The following is a 15,194-nucleotide window of genomic DNA, read 5'->3' on the forward strand; positions in this document are numbered from 1 at the left end:
GTCAGACCCTTTTGAGCTCAGCCTCAATCTGAAATTCCTGATACATTTCTGACACCGTACAGGCGGCCTCGAAGCTGCGGATTTCGAGTAGCGCTTCACTCAGGCTCATTTCGTGGGCTTCCAGGAGCTTGCCGACCAGATGCTCGGTCAGCGGCTTGAGCCGGGCCAATATAGCCTTGGTCTCGCCATATAAGCGCTCGCTCTGCGCTTCCATGATGCTGCGCGTTTCCTCATCCAGATCCTTCGCGCCGCTGTGCCTGTCCTGCAGCGCACTGAAATTCAGCCGAGTGGCGCGGAACATGCCCATTTCGCCCACGGCATGGTGCAGCAAACGCGTCACGCGAGTGATGTCGTTGTGCGCCCCGTTGGTCGTGCCTTCCTCGCCAAAGAACAGTTCCTCATTGGCCATCCCTCCCAGCAGCACGCGCACATCGTGTTCGATGTCGCCTTTGGTCTTGAGCAGATTGGTTCCTTGCTTGTGGAAGACAAAGCCCAATGCGTTGGTGCGCGGGTTAGCTTTGAGCGAAATCTTGATAGTTTTCATGTCATCCAGGATCTGTTCCCAGTTGTCGTTGGTCTGCCGGCGTTCATGCGCAAGATCCACCAGGAAGTGGCCCCATTCGTGCACGGCGATGATGCGGCGGTCGCGCTCGCGTTCCTTCGTAGTGTTGGTGTTAACGTTGCCCACCAGTACGCGCTCGGCGGCCTGCATCAAGGTATCTGACCCAATAATTCTTCCCGTCTGCACGGCCGTGATGCCTGCTTGGTTGACGATAGTCTCCAGGTCGGCCGGGCTACGGCCTTCGGTTACTTCCACTAAATGGCGCAGGTCCAGGTCGGGCAGCACCTTGTCCGCCCGCTGGCCCAGATAGTGGTTGAAGATAGCCAGCCGTTCCGCCCGATTGGGCATCCGAAAGTCTACCTTCATCTGAAAGCGGCGCAGCATGGCCTCGTCCATCTCCATGGTTTCGCTGTTGAAGTTGCTGGCCACGATCCAGATGATCTCGGTTTCGTTCTTGCTGCGCACGCCATCCAGCATAGACAAAAACGTGTTCGCGGTATCGTCGTCGAACTTGCGGCGGCCGCCGCGCTTCATGAACAGATCCTGCGCCTCGTCCAGGAAGATGATGCAGCGTTTGCGCCGTTTGGCCATGGCTACGATGCGGCCGAGTGTAGTCGAGCCGCCGGACACAAAGCCCGTTTCCAGGTTGGCGGCGGAGTGGAACAGGATGGGTAGCCGCAGTTCTTTGGCAAGGTAACTGGCCAGCTTGGTCTTGCCGGTACCCGCCGGACCACTGAACATGACATTGAAGGGCTTGAATATGCCGTATTCGGCATATTCGGTGCGGCGCTCGTACTGATCCTTAATCTGTGCCACCTCGGCCTTGATATCATCCATACCCAGCAAGTCGTCGATGGAGCCTTGTATCTGTGCCGGCTCTATGAAGGTGAGCGACTTGTGTTGGCTTTTGATCTGGAAGTACAGGAAACCTAGCACGCCGATCGTCAGTATGCCCGATAACACGCCGCTGATGCCGGCCTTCCAACTGTCCTTCTCGAGCTGCGGGCGGGCGCTGGCAAAGCGCTGGTCCAGGAGTTCGAACAGTTCAAGGCTGTCGGAATTGAGCTCTTCGCGTGGAATGAAGGTAAGCTTGCTGCCCCACGGCGCGGTGACGGCCTTGTCGGCAAAGATTTTGGCTTCCATGTCGCTGGGGTAATACGCATGCAGTTTGCCCTGCGCTTCGACCAGGAAGATGCGTTCCGATACGTTCCACAGCAGCGGTTCGTAGACCACGGTGATGCGCTCGACCGGGTGCGTTTCCAGAAAGCTCAGCACCGAACCAGTACCAAACACCACGGGCAGCTTGTCGTTGAGTATTCCCTCCTCCTTCTCCTTATCTGCCGCCATGGTCTTAATCTGCTCAATCATAGCGGCCTGCCTCTGGACGAGCATGAACGAATAGATACCGGTGACCGGGATCAGGAGGGCAACGGCCAGCACTGTCAGCTTGATAACTACCGATTGGATCACGAACCAGTCCTGTAGCCGGCCGACAGCCTTCTTGATGGTGATTCTAAGACGCGTGGTAGCCGGAGCTGCATCACTGGGTTTCAATAAATCAGACATGAAAGTTTCTCAAAGGGGGCGCGGATCATGTTCCGGAGTCGGAGCATGATCTCGGTGAACTAAACTTTCTTAGATCCTGACTCAAGCTCGAGGTTCCATTGCCTAGGTACAAGTACATAAAGATGCTCACCGCTTTACAGCGAGATCTTCATGCACGAGCAGGGCTAGCGGCCAAATCGTCGAGCGATATGAAAACTGCGAAGATCATACAGGTTGGGCATCAGTCTGGCAGTTCGGTCTACTGACTACTGCTTTCGCGTATACGTCATCTCCATCATCTTCCATTCCTTGCCGCCGTGGTGAGCCCCATACATGTCAAACGTTTGGGTATTGTTATCCACCATCTTCCAGATGGCGCGATGCTTCATGTATCCGCCACCCGGCTCAGCATGCTGGCCTTTCAAGGTGACCGTCTTACCATCCGCGCTCGCCGTGCCTTCCATCATGAAGATCCCGGTGCCCATGGTAGACATCCAGGCCGTAACATACCGCTTGAGCAGATTATCGTAGGCGGTAATCTCAATCCCGGAGAAAGGCTGCCCCATCATTTGGCCGGTGACTTCCTGCTGGAGAAAACGACCCTCCAGCAGCATTTTCATCTCTGCGGAGCCGGTAGACTCCACGGGTGGTTTGTTGGGCTCCATCCATTCCTTGGTTTTGATTGTCCAGCTTCCCGCAAGGCTTGCTAATTGCTTGTGCTGCTCGCCCGGTGTGGCCAGCTTCGTGTAGGCCTCCATCATCGCCTGCGGATCCTTCGATTTCTCCGACTTTTTGTCCTTCGCCATGACAACCGATGCCATCAGTACGATGCAGAGACTGGTGAAAGTGAGTTGAATGTAACGCATGGTTTCCTCCTCTCAGGATGTGGTTAGAAAGTCATGTGTAAACAAGGTCCATTGTGTGCGGGCATCGCCACCATGCCCTAATATAGCGGTATACGCACCTTAGCGATCAGCCGGAGACGGTCAAAATTGTATTGCGTTTGTTTTTGCACCGCATTTGCTCTCTTCTGGACTTCATCTAAATCTAAGGTTTAGCCGCCGATCAGTTCCTTGGTTTCACCGAAGTATCCATTAACCACGCTGCGCTTTTCTTCGGTGTAATGGATACGCTAGCTCTTGGAGGACGGCTGAAGCAAAGGCGCGTAACGAAAAATTAGACCCTAAGTCATTCCTCTTTGATTCATCTCTTGGATGGCTGGATATATTCCAAATCAAACAAGAGCGGTTGGTTCTATTGGGTGGCGCGGCAGTCAGACTGTGCTCCGAACAGGAAGGCTGGCGGCCCCGTTTGACAGGCTAAGCGGCCCTTCAAGCTTGTGATAGGTAAATCGGCTTTGGGTCGAACTTGATTATTTTCATTTTGAAATGTTTGGCCTGCTTAGGCGCTCGACTTGATCAAGCACGGTCCTGGCATGATGGTAATCGTGCAGAATGGCAGTAAAAATACCTTCCTTTTCCAATAACAGGGTCGGAAAGCCTTTTACTGCCAACCTGTGCGTGAACGCAATCTCTTTTAACAGTTCCTCCTGGACGGATAGACTTTCGATATCCACGGAAAAGCGCGCCCTTTCCAAACCGATTTCACTGGCCAGTTCAATCAGCGTGTTCCTATCGGCTGGATTTCTTGCCTCCAGATAATAGGCCTGCTGGATCGCCAGGATCATCGTTTCTTCAGAGCCAGGATGCTGTCGCCGGGCGGCAATGACAGCACGGCAGGCCGCGTAAGTGGAGCGTCGAGGCGTACATTTGTCCCAAAATTCAAAATTGAACGGCGTGCCGGGGACAATCTGTTGGATGGTCTGCCAGATGCTCCTCAGCTTAACCTGCATGTCTATTGGCATCGCTTGCTCCGTGTCAGGCGCAAGTCCGCCCAGAGTGCGTTGACTCCGTACAGCATCAGAAAGGTCCGCCACGATTTCTTGCCAGTGCGGCCTGAATGCCCAACACCAGCTGCACATAGGGTCATGGAAATAGTAAAGCGTCATAGACATCGCTGAACCTAGCAAGTAAAGGGTAATCCAAATTTTATCGCCAATGCGCGTTATAAAGTAATGAGATTATTTTTTAACGAGAGGAGACGTATGATGAAACTTTATTATGCACCGGGCGCCTGCTCGATGGCTCCGCATATCGTGCTGCGTGAAGCGGCCTACCGCTTCGAATTGGAAAAGGTGGATCTGGCCGACAAGCAAACCGAACGCGGCGAGAACTATCTGACGATCAATCCCAAAGGCTATGTGCCTGCACTGCGGCTCGATGAGGGGGACATCCTGACCGAAGTAGCCGTCATACTGCAGTATCTCGCGGACCAAAAGCCGGAGTCCGGGTTAGCGCCTAAACTGGGAACGAAAGAGCGCTATCATTTGATGGAATGGTTGAATTTCATCTCTTCGGAGCTCCACAAGCTGTTCGGCTCACTGTTCAACCCTAAAATTCCGGCGGAATGGCGAGAAAATCAGTTGGAAAGGCTTGGCCAACGTTTCGACTATTTGACTCATCAGCTCAACGGCAAGCCTTACCTGGCAGGCGACTCTTTCTCCGTGGCCGACGCCTACCTTTTTACAGTCCTGAATTGGAGCGCTTTACTGAAGGTCGATCTTAAGAAATGGCCTAGACTCCAGGAGTATCTTACCCACGTCGCAGCACAGCCCTCGGTAGTGGAGGCCATGCAGGCAGAGGGGCTTCGCCATTAGCTCCGACGGAAGAGTCTTCCGATAGATTCAGTCCTTCAATGGCGTTGGAGCTTAAATCCGTCAGAGGTCAATTTTTGGGGATAGCTTAGGATTGTAACTACTCCCTGAATTAATACGTAGTGACTTGTAGGGGGGCAAGTTTTTTCAAACACAGGGCTTTATTGCATAGGTCAAAAGGCGGATAAATTTACCCTTACCCCAAATTTGGGGCGGATTTAGGGTATAACAAGTGGCACCGGTATCTCCAATTGGGTAAACCGATTTAAAAGTGCAGAGCGAACCTGTAACTCGGCTACTTGACTGTTAAAGTGACGCGACATGACGCGCTCGGCTCAATCGTTGAGCGGTACGTAACGTTTGCTTATGTTGCAAAAGTCGATTTTGGGCGTATTCAAGCTGATTCGACCATGAGCGAAAATAATAACTCATTGTTATTAATATAAATAAATTTTTGAAGTAAGCTGTTTTCTATCCCAAACTGACTTTTTCAACACAATCGTTTCATTTCCGACTTTGACGCCTGAGGTATGCTCTTTCCCCAGCTTGCCTTTCTTACGCACGGGAATAATGGCTTCTGCGCCGCGTACGGCAATTGCGGGAAGACAGGCTTTGGTGTCATCAGCACCGTCCCCCTCACCTGCATGATGATCTCATCAGCTGAAATCTGGACCAACAAGTCTGGAAGCACCGGAACAGAGTAGGAAGCTTCGTAGTGACATCAGACTACTTTAGGCCCTCTAACCGACAGGCTACAGCAACATTCCGATAAGCCGCTTCAACAAATCTTCCAGCGAGATCATCGTCAGTAAAAGAGGTACCAACGGTAATAAGGCTACCACGACCGTTTGCAATATTGTCTCTCTTCCGAACGGAAAAACCTGCATGGTGCGAATAATTTCAAAGCTATTATTCAAATCGGCCAGGGACTGGATGTCACCACTCCCAATCAATGCTTCATCCTGTGAAGCTTCCCCTAGCAACCATTTTTTATCGAATTCAACCACATACTGGCTCGCCAAAGCACCGTAAGTCAGAAGGCCTTGCCTTTTGGTTCTCGCCAGGAGGGGAGCGAATACGCTCAGAGGCCCAAGCACTAGGAGTATAAGGAGCACCACAAAGATTGCAATCTCTTGCTTGAAGGACAGCAATGTTGCCCCCTCGAAGAGAATTCGCTCTCCGATAATTGCGGAAAGCAAGGCTCCTTGGGAAATTAGAAACGGAATAAATGCGGCGAGGCTGCCAGCTAGAAAACTCAAGCCGCCGGCGTGATCCGGATGAGTCGGCACGAGATAAAGCTTCAGCCGAGACACCTGCCAAAGGAACCACCCCCAGATGAAGAACCGGAACAGCCAGCGGACAAGAAAAAATTGGAACACAGGCAAACTGACATAGGCGAACCAGTAACCTGCAGCAGAGAAGCGGACCTCCGATACTGTCCTAATGAGATACCAAGTGTCAACTTTTACGGTCATCAGATCGAAAAAATACGAATGCCCAACAGTGACAACCAGAACAATCAACGCAATCTCGATCAGCATGGAATTACGCAAACGTAATGCTGATGTAATGCATGCATCAAACAAAGGCCGTATTTTTTCCGTCACAATACCCCGTTCGATAAACTGCGTAACAACTGGCTTCAATCTCTGGTGAACAATCAATTCCGTCATTAAAAGCAATGGCAAGGCAAACAAGAAGCGGATATGTGTTTCGAGGTCATGCAGAAACGGAATCTGTACGCCGTCTAATGTGAACCCGGAAACCGTCGACAACAACAGTAAAGGCAACCAGGTCAGCGAGGAAAAGAAAATGATCCGCCGTTTGAGCCAGCCCAACTCGCTCGTCGATAAACGGCTACGGACAAAAAGCTGAAATAAGGGCCCGCCCTGCACGAGAGAAAAATCGTCGGGCAATTTGACACCGCATGAGGCGTTAATTGGTTTATTAATGTTCATTTTTTAAGTGAATCTGTATGTTTTGACCGTCTCCCCGTTACCCGTTTCAAGGTCCAGACTTTCATAGATGCCGATTACGAAAGCAGCCACCATTACAACTGCCGCCCCAGCCAATAAGGAAAATGTGCTTTTCCAAAGGAACTTTATGTCACTATCCACCAAGGCCAGCGCGATACCTGCGATAGGCCCCAGCAACATTGCGACAATCATCGTCCCCATATGAGCGCCGGACTGTTCGCAAGCAATCCGAAACTGGCAATTGTAGCGGCAAGAATGTCCATCAACAGATAGGCAACGCTCAACTCCACGCCTTCCTGGATGTTCTGGCGAACGGTGAGCTGGTGCGGGTTCCCGATACGGGATTCCTAACTGTCATCGATCTTCCTTAAGGTATTTGTCTTTCTTTCAGGGCCTGTTGCAATGCCCCCGCTAACTCGCGGCTCATCCGATCCAGACAATCGTTCAGCGCCGCGACCATCACGGCATAGTCCGTTGTCGAGGCCGGCGAGTGGTACGAGACCTGTCGATTCAAGAGCGTATCGTCGCCGCGAATAATCTGCCATTGCGCGTTTAATCCCGCCTGTCCTTCTGAATTCACATGAAACTCCCTGATATTGACCGCGACCCGCAGCGTTGCCTGGCGAGCTCGACTAGAGCCATTGGCAAGCACTGTATTCACGGAGGCCAGTTGCGACAGATTCTGCACCAGCACGCGGCTAATATTGTCGTCAAGCGACTCTGCCCAGCGATTCAGTTCGCTCAATTGATACATATTCTTACCGGACGCCCTGATTATCTGAGGGCGGTCAACATAGCGGGGAACGCGTACCGGCCCGAGCGCAACGACAGGCTTTTCGGTCAGCTCCGTACTGGGATTTTCGTTCTGTCCGATCGGCTCGAGAAGATAAAATTGCGCGGGAGGTGTCGAACCGCCGATACAGCCTGCCAGGGGCAAGAGCAAAAAAGATAGTAATGAATAATAAATAAAACGGTATGTGTACATGATTAACATCCCCCCTTAATGATCCTTTCCGGAAATCAAGGATTCCGGATGCCGTTCCAGGTAATCAGTCAATTCTTTGATTGAGCGCGAGGCCTCTTTTAGCGATTCCAGCGTCTCATTCAATGCCGAATCCGGGCCAATTGCCTCGCTGACGTTCGCCATCGACTCCTGTGTTCTATTCAATGCCGCAGTGGCCGCCAATAAAGTCTTATCGGTAGTAGCCAGAATCGGCCGAATATCCTGATGCACATCCCGAACCATCGCCCTGGAGTCCTGCATGAATAAATTAGTATTCTGAATGGCCTGATTCGTATCCTTAAGCAGCGGCTCAAGATTCTTATTCAAGGTAGTAACCGTTTTTTCCATCCCTTCAAGCGTTTTGGTCAGCGCTTGTCTGGATTTCTTAACGTCTTCGGAAGCCAGAAGATTTTTGAGCTCTTTTACGCTTTCCGCAAAATCCATCACGATCTGATCCAGCGGCAACGAGCGTAGTTTTTTCGCAACTTCCTCGGCCGTGTTGCGAAGCTCATCGGTTGTTTTGGGAATGCTTGGAAACTCCACCAGCCCCTTATAATCCAGCCCGACAAACACTGGCGGCTTGTCGCGATACACGTCAATATCGACGTACAGCAGGCCGGTCAAGAGGCTTTGCGTTTCCAGACGGGCGCGAAATCCGGCTTTCACCAAATTGTCACGATTGATTACCTGTTGAGCACGCGTCATCGCTCTGGGAAATTTGACACCGCCGACACCGGTTAAGGAATTGCGATCGATCTCGACCACAACCGGTTTGTACGTCTTGATCGTTTTAGGATCGAGTTCTATTGAAATTTCAGTGACTTCACCGATCTTGACCCCCTGCATTTTGACCGGTGCCCCTGCATCCAAGCCATTCAGCGATGTATCAAAATAAACCACAAAGCGAGATTTGTCGGCATTGAAAAACTGACCGCCGCCGAACATCAGCACCCCCACGATCAGCAGCGCCAGAGCGCCAACAGTGAAGCCTCCTATCGCCATAGGATTAATCGGTTTACTCATGATACTTATTGCTCCGTTTCGGGCTGACTTTAAGCACGGCCTTCGCCTCGCGTGAGAAATTGAATAATTTTGGGATCCTTGGACTCGGCCAACAACTTCTCGGGCGCGCCGGTTGCCAGCATCGTTTTGGTCTCCGGATCGAGAAACACGGAATTGTTGCCGATTGCGAAGATGCTTGCCAACTCATGGGTGACCACCACGATCGTGGTGCCGAGCGTAGCGCGCAGGCTAATAATCAGATCATCCAATAACCGGGCACTCACCGGATCAAGGCCGGCCGACGGCTCATCGAAGAACAGGATTTCCGGATCGAGTGCCATCGCCCGCGCCAGCCCTGCGCGCTTTTGCATGCCGCCGCTGATCTCCGACGGGTAATAATCCTCGAATCCCGCCAGACCCACCAACGCGAGTTTATACGAAACGATATCCGCGATTTCTTGCCGGCTAAAGTCGGTAAACTCGCCGAGCGGCAAAGCGATATTCTCGGCCAAGGTTAGCGAGCTAAACAAAGCCCCGCTCTGATACAAGACACCGATGCGGCGCATCATCTTGACGCGCTCTTCAGAATCGGCATGCCAAAAGCTTTGAGCTTCATAAAAAACATCTCCTTTGGCGGGCTGCTGTAAGCCGATTAAATGCCTGAGTAGGGTGCTCTTGCCGCAGCCGCTTCCCCCCATGATAATGAATACGTCGCCGTGATTAATGGTGAAGTTCAGGTCGCGCTGGATCAGAAAGTCGCCATAGGCCATGGTCAGATCGGTGACAGTAATATGAGGCGTACTCATGATTTTTCCCGCTGACGTTCAAATACCAAGCCGGTTGCAGATCAAGGTAATGATCGAATCAGCAACCACGATATAAACAATGCTGTTCACAACAGCGGCGGTCGCCGCATCGCCGACTGCCGAAGCACTGCGTCCGCATTGCATCCCGCGCATGCAGCCGGCCGTTGCGATCAGTACCGCGAACACCAGACTTTTAAACAAACCGATGCCGAAATCCATTAAGTGCACGGACTTGCGAGTTTCGTTGATATACTGAATCAGCGACACATCGAAGGCGCTGATCGTGACAGTTGCTCCGCCCAGGATCCCCATTAGGTCGGCGTAGAGACAGAGTAAAGGCAACATCAGGATCAAAGCGAGCATCCTCGGCATCACCAGAAACTCCATCGGCGATATTCCCATCGTCTTGAGTGCGTCGATTTCGCTGTTCACGTTCATCGTGCCTAATTGAGCAGCATAAGCGGCGCCGGTCCGGCCGGACATGATGACGGCCGTCATTAAAGCTCCCATCTCGCGCACCGTTCCCAAGCCGACCAGGTCGGCGATAAAAATCTGCGCACCGAACATCGCCAATTGCACAGCCCCGACAAAGGCAAGAATCAAGCCGACTAGCAGGCTGATCAGCGTCACGATCGCAAGTGCCCCGGGGCCGGCGTCCTGGAGGCATAAAAATAAGTCATGCAGCCGAAACCGCGCCTTGCCTCGCGCCACGGCCAGTCCGGCCAGCACGGCCTCACCGATAAAGGTAATGAGGTCTTTGGCATCCTTCCAACCGCCCAATACGGATTTGCCTAATTTGGCCAGTAACGGCATTGATGTGGCGGTCCTGCGGGCGCCTGCACGTTCTGGAACCGCGCGAGCGAGTTTGAGTAATCCTTGCACACCCTCCGGCAAACCGGACACATCAATGTCGATGCGATGGGCTTGGCAATAATCCAGAATTTTGAGCAAGTAAGTGGGCAGGCGGCTGTCCCATCTTTCAAATTCATTCGCCTGCAATAATATCCGCTGGAAAGGCGCTGAGCCCTTGATTTCCGTGAGCACAACGTCTGCCGGCTTGATCTTGGCGCCCTGAACCCAGTTCCCGCTCAGATAAATAACAAGGGTGCGCGCATCGATACGATCGAGTTTTATTTCGCCCGATAAGTCATGCATTTTAAAGGCTCTCCCGCTGCAGCCAAAAATAAAGGCTTATACCACTTATTGAACGCTATAGCCGCGCCCGGTCAGGCACGCGCCCAAAGCACGATTATAATTATTCACTGCCTCGTTAGAGGCTGTAGACGCAGCTTGCCTATTTGCATCTTTTTGAGCGAAGCGGCGCTTCATTCCGCCTGCCGCCGCACCGATGGCCGCTCCTGCTCCCGCATCACCGGCAATTGCACCGATCGCGGCGCCCCTTAAGGTTTTCCGTCCCAAGCTGCCTTGTTGAGAACTCGGCTGCGTAACGGATGCGCCGGTACTCGGGTTGTAGCCGCTCTGTTAGACCGCCCAGTTATGGCATTCGAAACGATCTTTAGACATCTGGTCTGGCCTTTGTTCTTGTGCTGGATAGACCATCGGGTTTTGTGCAAAAACCGATAAGGGTAAGGTTACCGTCAAGAAAGCGGCGATTGTTTTTAGTTGTTTCGTAGGTTTTGTATAAGCTTCCATCCTGTGCCTCACTAAATGTAAGGGTAATTTTATAGTGCAATAATGTGCAGAGGTCGCTGCATCCGGCAGTTTTTTCTATACGGTTGGCATCTGATTTATAATCGTCGGATGCGCATTGATTTATCTATTCGGGATAGATGCGTGTGATTTTAGAGCCTTGCAAACCCAGCCCTGCCATCAACCCTTTTTGACCAAAGATAAATGCATAAATATTGTCTCTGGCGGTTGTGGTGGTCAATGTTTTGGCTTTTCCTGCATCGACAATCACAATGCTGGGACCGACTCCGATTTCCCATCCTCCGCTGCGATTGAGGTAATTTAGTGCCTCATTATTCATAAAAAACAGCGCATATCCGAAAGATTGCACACCCGCTTGCAATCCGTAGGAAGCTGCGAGGCTCTGGTAATAGCCCACTGTTCGACCTCTGACCCGTAAAGCACCGCCGCGTCCTAATTGTCCACCAAACATGAAACCGGCTTTGACGATGCTGGGGAATACCAGAATACCTTTCGCACTTGTAGCCAATTTTCTTGCAGCGGGATTGCTTTCGTAGAGCTCCTGTAACGCGTAATCGACGTCACGATCGATCTGTACGGAAGAACCCGCCACTGCCGAGCCAACGCTCCCCGTGGATTGGCACCCAACTAAAATCCATAAGGTTATGAACAAATAAATCAATCGATATTTTTCAACCATGGCATTTTTCCTGATGATCTGGCGTTTCTTGATCTGTACTAACAATAAGTGGCAGTTTTAGTCAGTTAACTGGATAACCCATTTGTTAAGGCAATTGAAGATTTATGTTGAGGAATCTATCGGGAATTGTAACTGCTGACTATTGGACTTTAGGCCAAGTATAATGAAATAGAGAAACGCCCTTTCGTTTCATCATATGTCACGTCTCGGCAGATAATATACCGAGTAGTCAGTCACTCAGAAATACCAGAATACAGGCGGGCCAGCCTACGTCGCGCGTCTCGCGCGGTAAACCGCCAATTGACGGGTGTCGCCTTAGCGTTACGCGATAGGATATTGGCTTCGACCTCACGGTGGAGGCTGGCTTTGTCCGATATCCGCTGCGACAAACACATGTTCGACAGGACAGCCCATTCGATTTCAGCGATGTTCAACCAACTACCGTACTTGGGCGTATAGTGGAACTCCAGCTTCCGTGCCAAAGCTCGAGCTTGCTCGGCGAGGAAAGCTTCATACAAAGAGGCCCCCTTGTGCGTATTGAGATTGTCGAGCGCTACCCGGATCACCATGGCTTCGGGATATAGCTCGGCGATGTGCTTCATGCTGTGCGCAAATTCAAGCTTGGTGCGCCGATCGGTGATCTCCACCTGACGAAAGTCCCCGTTTGAATTCGCAGATCATCATTAATCAGGCTGTTGATTTTATCCTTCTGGAAGCCGCATTCATTGGGTAAGCCGGAGCCGGATAAACGCTATAAGGTACTGTTATTGATGATAAGGAAGCACGGATTCCCCAAAACCATCCGCTGCGCAAACTACGGGCAGTGGTCGACCTCCTGCTCGCTACGCTGGATGAGGCGTTCGACGCCTTGTATGCGCGCCGCGGCCGGGATTCCATTCCACCGGAACGCCTGCTTTGCGCCAGTCTGTTGCAAGTCCTGTTTTCGAGCCGCTCCGAGCGGCAGTTGGTGGAGCACATCGACTTCAACCTGCTCTACCGCGGGTTCGTCGGCTTGACGTTGGATGACGCGGTTTGGGATCACTCCACCTTCAGCGCCAACCGCGACCGCTTGTTGAACGAACGGATCAGCCGCTTGTTTTTCGAGCGCGTGCTGGCCTTGGCGGAGTGGAGGCAACTGGTTTCCGACGGCCCATTTCTCGGTGGATGGCACGCTGATTCAGGCCTGGGCCTCGCAGAAAAGCTTCGTCAAGAAAGACGGCTCGACCCCGCCGCCGGAAGACGGCGGTCGTAATCCCACGGTCAATTTCAAAGGCGAGAAGCGCAGCCACGAGACCCATGCATCGACGACCGACCCGGACACCCGGCTGTACAAAAAGAGCGAAGGCGACAAGGCGCAGTTGGCTTTCCTCGGCCATGCCTTGATGGAAAACCGCAACGGCCTGGTGGTTGATGTCGAACTGACTCAGGCCACCGGCACCGCAGAACGCGAGGCGGCCCACACCCTGGTCAAACGCAGCATTCGCAAGCCAGGGGCTACGTTGGGCGCGGATAAAAACTACGATACGCAGGACTTTGTTAGCAAGCTACGCCCGCCTAAAGTCACCCCGCCTGTCGCGAGCAAAGATCAAGGTTCCGCCATTGATGGCAGGACCAGCCGACATGAGGGCTATCGTAAAAGCCTCAAAATCCGTAAGCGGATAGAGGAAGTCTTCGACTGGGCCAAGACCGTCGGCCCGCTACGGCAAACCAAGTTCCGTAGCTTGAAAAAAGTCGCTGCGCAAACGCTGTTTACCTTGGCTGCGTATAACCTCACGCGCATGGGCGCCATATTCGGTTGGCGTTACAGTACGGCCTAAGTGGTGGTCGTGCGCCTGAAATCCGCCAAAAGGCGGAAATTAATCCGTCGAGGCGAATATCATCGGCTAAAACCGGTTTTTGAGGCCTAATCAGGCTTCCAGTGCCTCAAAACCTCGAAAAAGGGCGCCGAATCCGAAGGCATGTCGGCAAATTTCAACAGCCTGTTAAAGGGACGCTAGCAAAACGAATAAGAGTCTATCCAGCATTTTTTAATCTGGCATGATTGGTAATGTGTGCGGATTTTAAGGAGAAATGTAGCGTGTAAAGTGGCAATTGACGCCAGTGTTAGCGTCTTTTAGGATGGTTAATTTTTATCTTTCTGAGTGAGAGTATGAGGCACAAGGGGAAACTGAATAAATGGAAGGACGATCGGGGGTTTGGCTTCATCGAACCGAGTTTAGGGGGTGATGAAATCTTTGTCCATATCAAAGCGTTCCAAAATCGCTCACGTCGGCCCGTAGTTGGGGAACTCGTGACTTACGAAATTCTTACCGACAGCAACGGCAAACCTCAGGCTAAACGTGTAGTTTATAGCGGCGAGAAGCTTCGTCCAGTAAAACGAACCCAGTCAAGAGTTGGTTTTTTTATCGCAACTATTGCTTCGCTGGTCTTCCTGCTTTTAGTTATCGGCTTAAGTGTATTGCGATATCTTCCTGGGTTTCTTGTTTGGCTTTACCTAGGCGCAAGCATTATAGCTTTTGTTATGTATTGGCTCGACAAATGGGCGGCGCATAATGGATATCGACGTTCAAGAGAAAGTACGCTTTTACTTTGGGGATTGGTGGGTGGTTGGCCTGGCGCTCTCTTTGCCCAACGCTTGTTTCGTCACAAGACCGCCAAAGTCGAATTCCAAGTGAGTTTCTGGATTTCAGTTTTAATAAACGTGGTCGCGCTTGGAGAAGCATTAACTCCGTCGGGGGCGGCTAAGCTCGCAATTTTAAATGGAAGCCTAAACAAATTGATGCCCTTAATCATCAGTTAATTTACATTTATAAATTGTAAGAATTTCTAGCGTTGTTTACAGTATTTTGGAAAATACTGTAGATGAACATTCACAAACGGACCCGCTTAACCTTACTGGACCGCCAGGAAATCTGGCAGCTTTATCAAACCCGGTTATGGAAAGTGACCCTGCTGGCGGAAAGCTTCCGCGTCAGTCCACCAACGATTGATGCCGTGCTGAAACGGGCCAGGCTGCAGGAGTTTACGCCGCGTAACAGCACCAATCATCGGTTTAAGACGCTGCAATATGGCCTCAAACGCTTAGCCAAGATCGAGCAATCGATCCAGGAGCGCCTGAAACGGGAAGCGAAGCGCTATAACAAGGCTTATCCGGGTGAACGGGTCCACTTTGATACCAAGCGGGAGGGTGTCCTGAATTTTGTGTAAACGGAGTTTTTAACGGTTTGGCATCCGGTC

The 15,194-nt window shown here is 51.7% G+C and carries 14 protein-coding genes and 4 pseudogenes; 4 read left to right on the forward strand and 14 right to left on the reverse strand.

Annotation, left to right across the window (positions count from 1 at the left end; translation table 11 throughout):
* Position 1: 1 nt before the first annotated feature.
* From JJL52_RS16610 to JJL52_RS16620, 3 genes are all read right to left on the reverse strand, one after another.
* Positions 2–2,128 carry an AAA family ATPase gene (locus tag JJL52_RS16610; RefSeq protein WP_202053610.1) on the reverse strand — a complete coding sequence of 709 codons (2,127 nt, stop codon included), beginning with the start codon at positions 2,126–2,128 and terminating at the stop codon, positions 2–4.
* A 245-nt stretch (positions 2,129–2,373) separates the two neighbouring features.
* Positions 2,374–2,973 (reverse strand): DUF1579 domain-containing protein, encoded by a 600-nt coding sequence (locus tag JJL52_RS16615; protein WP_202053611.1) that lies wholly within the window; start codon positions 2,971–2,973, stop codon positions 2,374–2,376.
* Positions 2,974–3,485: 512 nt separating this feature from the next.
* Positions 3,486–4,121 carry a DsbA family protein gene (locus JJL52_RS16620; protein ID WP_202053612.1) on the reverse strand — a complete coding sequence of 212 codons (636 nt, stop codon included), beginning with the start codon at positions 4,119–4,121 and terminating at the stop codon, positions 3,486–3,488.
* Positions 4,122–4,214: 93 nt separating this feature from the next.
* Between JJL52_RS16620 and gstA the strand changes: the two genes are divergently transcribed.
* A complete protein-coding gene (gstA, locus tag JJL52_RS16625) occupies positions 4,215–4,823 on the forward strand; it encodes a glutathione transferase GstA (RefSeq protein WP_202053613.1) in 609 nt (202 codons plus the stop codon).
* A gap of 215 nt (positions 4,824–5,038) precedes the next feature.
* On the opposite strand, the pseudogene JJL52_RS21455 reads toward gstA, so the two are convergent.
* From JJL52_RS21455 to JJL52_RS16670, 11 genes and pseudogenes are all read right to left on the reverse strand, one after another.
* Positions 5,039–5,152, reverse strand: a pseudogene (locus tag JJL52_RS21455) (IS5/IS1182 family transposase); the annotation flags it as partial.
* Positions 5,153–5,376: 224 nt separating this feature from the next.
* Positions 5,377–5,514 (reverse strand): annotated as a pseudogene (locus JJL52_RS21460) (IS5/IS1182 family transposase); the annotation flags it as partial.
* 58 nt (positions 5,515–5,572) lie between these two features.
* Positions 5,573–6,778: a hypothetical protein gene (locus JJL52_RS16630; RefSeq protein WP_202053614.1), complete on the reverse strand. Its 1,206-nt coding sequence runs from the start codon at positions 6,776–6,778 to the stop codon at positions 5,573–5,575.
* Between the two features lie 3 nt (positions 6,779–6,781).
* On the reverse strand, positions 6,782–6,997 hold the full coding sequence (locus JJL52_RS16635) for a DUF389 domain-containing protein (RefSeq protein WP_202053615.1): 216 nt from the start codon (positions 6,995–6,997) through the stop codon (positions 6,782–6,784).
* A 166-nt stretch (positions 6,998–7,163) separates the two neighbouring features.
* Complete coding sequence (locus JJL52_RS16640) at positions 7,164–7,781, reverse strand: PqiC family protein (RefSeq protein WP_236994315.1); 618 nt, start codon at positions 7,779–7,781, stop codon at positions 7,164–7,166.
* Positions 7,782–7,796: 15 nt separating this feature from the next.
* Complete coding sequence (locus JJL52_RS16645; protein ID WP_202053617.1) at positions 7,797–8,822, reverse strand: MlaD family protein; 1,026 nt, start codon at positions 8,820–8,822, stop codon at positions 7,797–7,799.
* Positions 8,823–8,851: 29 nt separating this feature from the next.
* Entirely contained in the window at positions 8,852–9,607 is a 756-nt protein-coding gene (locus JJL52_RS16650) for an ABC transporter ATP-binding protein (RefSeq protein ID WP_202053618.1), read from the reverse strand.
* An 18-nt stretch (positions 9,608–9,625) separates the two neighbouring features.
* Positions 9,626–10,762, reverse strand: coding sequence for an MlaE family ABC transporter permease (locus JJL52_RS16655; RefSeq protein ID WP_202053619.1), 1,137 nt, complete (start codon positions 10,760–10,762; stop codon positions 9,626–9,628).
* Positions 10,763–11,089: 327 nt separating this feature from the next.
* Positions 11,090–11,260 carry a hypothetical protein gene (locus JJL52_RS16660; protein ID WP_202053620.1) on the reverse strand — a complete coding sequence of 57 codons (171 nt, stop codon included), beginning with the start codon at positions 11,258–11,260 and terminating at the stop codon, positions 11,090–11,092.
* A gap of 124 nt (positions 11,261–11,384) precedes the next feature.
* Complete coding sequence (locus JJL52_RS16665) at positions 11,385–11,957, reverse strand: lipid-binding SYLF domain-containing protein (RefSeq protein WP_202053621.1); 573 nt, start codon at positions 11,955–11,957, stop codon at positions 11,385–11,387.
* Positions 11,958–12,190: 233 nt separating this feature from the next.
* Positions 12,191–12,613, reverse strand: a pseudogene (locus JJL52_RS16670) (transposase); the annotation flags it as partial.
* Positions 12,614–12,723: 110 nt separating this feature from the next.
* Between JJL52_RS16670 and JJL52_RS16675 the strand changes: the two are divergent.
* The 3 genes and pseudogenes from JJL52_RS16675 (at position 12,724) to JJL52_RS16685 (ending at position 15,164) form a co-directional block, all read left to right on the forward strand.
* A pseudogene (locus JJL52_RS16675) lies at positions 12,724–13,774 on the forward strand (IS5 family transposase).
* A gap of 332 nt (positions 13,775–14,106) precedes the next feature.
* Positions 14,107–14,757 (forward strand): DUF1294 domain-containing protein, encoded by a 651-nt coding sequence (locus JJL52_RS21610; RefSeq protein WP_202053623.1) that lies wholly within the window; start codon positions 14,107–14,109, stop codon positions 14,755–14,757.
* Positions 14,758–14,819: 62 nt separating this feature from the next.
* On the forward strand, positions 14,820–15,164 hold the full coding sequence (locus JJL52_RS16685; protein WP_202053624.1) for a hypothetical protein: 345 nt from the start codon (positions 14,820–14,822) through the stop codon (positions 15,162–15,164).
* Positions 15,165–15,194: the final 30 nt, after the last annotated feature.

The sequence above is a fragment of the Candidatus Methylomicrobium oryzae genome (assembly GCF_016745425.1).
Lineage (GTDB): Bacteria > Pseudomonadota > Gammaproteobacteria > Methylococcales > Methylomonadaceae > Methylomicrobium > Methylomicrobium oryzae.

Bases quoted from the DNA above. Each gene is read 5' to 3' on its own strand.
- JJL52_RS16685 (WP_202053624.1), top strand. From the start codon at position 14,820: ATGAACATTCACAAACGGACCCGCTTAACCTTACTGGACCGCCAGGAA.
- JJL52_RS16620 (WP_202053612.1), bottom strand. From the start codon at position 4,121: ATGTCTATGACGCTTTACTATTTCCATGACCCTATGTGCAGCTGGTGT.
- gstA (WP_202053613.1), top strand. From the start codon at position 4,215: ATGAAACTTTATTATGCACCGGGCGCCTGCTCGATGGCTCCGCATATC.
- JJL52_RS16660 (WP_202053620.1), bottom strand. From the start codon at position 11,260: ATGGAAGCTTATACAAAACCTACGAAACAACTAAAAACAATCGCCGCT.
- JJL52_RS16655 (WP_202053619.1), bottom strand. From the start codon at position 10,762: ATGCATGACTTATCGGGCGAAATAAAACTCGATCGTATCGATGCGCGC.
- JJL52_RS16610 (WP_202053610.1), bottom strand. From the start codon at position 2,128: ATGTCTGATTTATTGAAACCCAGTGATGCAGCTCCGGCTACCACGCGT.
- JJL52_RS16615 (WP_202053611.1), bottom strand. From the start codon at position 2,973: ATGCGTTACATTCAACTCACTTTCACCAGTCTCTGCATCGTACTGATG.
- JJL52_RS21610 (WP_202053623.1), top strand. From the start codon at position 14,107: ATGAGGCACAAGGGGAAACTGAATAAATGGAAGGACGATCGGGGGTTT.
- JJL52_RS16665 (WP_202053621.1), bottom strand. From the start codon at position 11,957: ATGGTTGAAAAATATCGATTGATTTATTTGTTCATAACCTTATGGATT.
- JJL52_RS16630 (WP_202053614.1), bottom strand. From the start codon at position 6,778: ATGAACATTAATAAACCAATTAACGCCTCATGCGGTGTCAAATTGCCC.
- JJL52_RS16635 (WP_202053615.1), bottom strand. From the start codon at position 6,997: ATGGGGACGATGATTGTCGCAATGTTGCTGGGGCCTATCGCAGGTATC.
- JJL52_RS16645 (WP_202053617.1), bottom strand. From the start codon at position 8,822: ATGAGTAAACCGATTAATCCTATGGCGATAGGAGGCTTCACTGTTGGC.
- JJL52_RS16650 (WP_202053618.1), bottom strand. From the start codon at position 9,607: ATGAGTACGCCTCATATTACTGTCACCGATCTGACCATGGCCTATGGC.
- JJL52_RS16640 (WP_236994315.1), bottom strand. From the start codon at position 7,781: ATGTACACATACCGTTTTATTTATTATTCATTACTATCTTTTTTGCTC.